2 protein-coding genes are annotated in these 2,200 nt (G+C 63.9%); both read right to left on the bottom strand.

What is annotated here, in order from left to right:
• Positions 1–67: 67 nt before the first annotated feature.
• Positions 68–1,444, bottom strand: a complete 1,377-nt coding sequence (locus tag Q0S16_RS03625; protein ID WP_295845165.1) for a S41 family peptidase — start codon at positions 1,442–1,444, stop codon at positions 68–70.
• Positions 1,441–2,200: peptidoglycan DD-metalloendopeptidase family protein (locus Q0S16_RS03630; RefSeq protein WP_295845167.1), on the bottom strand; the 760-nt coding region annotated here is incomplete at its 5' end. The genes Q0S16_RS03630 and Q0S16_RS03625, both read right to left, overlap by 4 nt.

Here is a 2,200-nt window from a genome sequence, read left to right on the forward strand (position 1 = left end):
GTGGAACCCTGACAGCAAAAAAGGCGGCCCGCGGACCGCCTTTTTCACAAAATCCGGCTGAACTGGATCAGTTCGCCTTTTCGGTGACAGGCTTGTCGATCGCGGCCTTGTCGCCGGTCGCCGGGACGGTAGCAGGTGCCGTGGTGGCGGCACTGGCCTTGATACCGTGAAGCAGATCGTCGGCCATCTTCAGGGCCTTGTCGTCCTTGGCGTCCGGCGGCACGTAGGATTGCGAGCCGGTCTTCTCGTCGCCGTCGTTCTTCAGATGGCCGCGCAGCGAGGCTTCGCCCTTGGTGTCGGTCCGCGACTTCAACTCGTCCGGCACGTCCTGCAGCACTTCGATATCGGGAACGATGCCCTTGGCCTGGATCGACTTGCCCGACGGCGTGAAGTAGCGCGCCGTGGTCAGCCGCAGCGCGCCGTTGCCGGAGCCGAGCGGGATGATGGTCTGCACCGAGCCCTTGCCGAACGACCGAGTGCCGATGGTGGTGGCGCGCTTGTGGTCCTGCAGCGCACCGGCGACGATTTCCGACGCCGAAGCCGAGCCGCCATTGATCAGCACGACCACCGGCTTGCCCTTGGTGAGATCTCCGGCATGCGCGGTGCGGCGCTGGGTTTCCTCGGCATTGCGGCCGCGGGTCGAAACGATCTCGCCGCGCTCCAGGAAGGCGTCGGACACCGTCACGGCTTCTTCCAGCAGACCGCCGGGATTGTTCCGCAGATCGATGATGAAGCCCTTGATCTTGTCGCTGCCGATCGCCGCGGTCTGCGCCGCGATCTCGCGCTTCAGGCCTTCGGTGGTCTGTTCGTTGAAGGTGGTGATGCGGATATAGGCGATGTCATCGCTTTCGACGCGCGCGCGCACCGAGCGGACGCGGATGTTGTCGCGCACCAAGGTGACGTCGAGCGGATCGTCCTTGCCCTTGCGGACGATCTTCAGCTTGATTTTGGTGTTGACCGGGCCGCGCATCTTCTCGACGGCCTGGTTCAGGGTCAGGCCCTGCACCGCTTCATCGTCGAGGCTGGTGATGATGTCGTTGGCCATGATGCCGGCCTTGGAGGCCGGGGTATCGTCGATCGGCGACACCACCTTGATCAGGCCGTCTTCCATTGTGACTTCGATGCCGAGGCCGCCGAACTCGCCGCGGGTCTGCACCTGCATATCGCGAAAACTCTTGGCATCCATATAGCTGGAATGCGGATCGAGTCCGGTCAGCATTCCGGAGATCGCGGACTCCACCAGCTTGCTGTCGTCGGGCTTCTCGACATAGTCGCTGCGAACCCGCTCGAACACGTCGCCGAACAGGTTGAGCTGGCGATAGGTGTCCGAGGTCGCAGCGCGCGCGCTGGTCCCCATGAACACCGCGCGGGGTTGGGTGACGAACAGCGTCAAGGCCGCGCCGGTCGCAGCACTCAGCAGGATTATTGAAGTCTTGCGCATCATCCGCGAACCTTTTCGCCTTCGTTTGCGGCCCACCATGGGCCAGGATCAATGGGAGTGCCGTCCTTACGGAACTCGATATAGAGCACGGGCTGGCTGGCATTGGTCGCAATGACGGAAGCTACCCGGGATGTCGACCCCATGACAGCGACCGGCTCCCCCGTCAGGACGAACTGACCAATGTTCACCGATATGCGCTCCATCCCGGCGATCAACACATGATACCCGCCACCGGCGTTGAGGATCAAGAGTTGTCCATAGCTGCGGAACGGGCCTGAATAGACAACCCAGCCATCACACGGGGTTGTGACCTGGGCGCCGGCACGCGCGGCCAGGGAAATGCCCTTTTCGACGCCACCGACACCGTCGGAACCACCAAAGGTGCGGATTTTCACACCGTTAACCGGCAGAGCAAACAAACCCTTGGCCGAGGCGAACGCGATGGCCGGGCTCAGCCGGCCGGGATCCTTCAGGCCGCCGACATTGGGACGACCATTGCTGAGCGCGGCCGGCACGCCCTTCAGGTCGGCGGTCGCCGCCGCCTTCGAGGCCACCTTGGAGTCCTGCTCCATCTTGGCGATCAACCCCTGCAGGCTGTCGACCTGGCGCGACAGCGCCAGCGCGCGCGCGGCTTCCGCTTCCATGTCCTTCTCGGCGGCGCTCTGCTTCTTCTGCCGCTCGTCCGTGAGGGCGGCGAGACGAGTCTGATCGTCTCTCAGCTTGTCTCGGTCGATCGCGAGCTGATCGCGTTCGACCGCG

Source organism: Tardiphaga sp. (assembly GCF_025356345.1).
Taxonomy (GTDB): domain Bacteria; phylum Pseudomonadota; class Alphaproteobacteria; order Rhizobiales; family Xanthobacteraceae; genus Tardiphaga.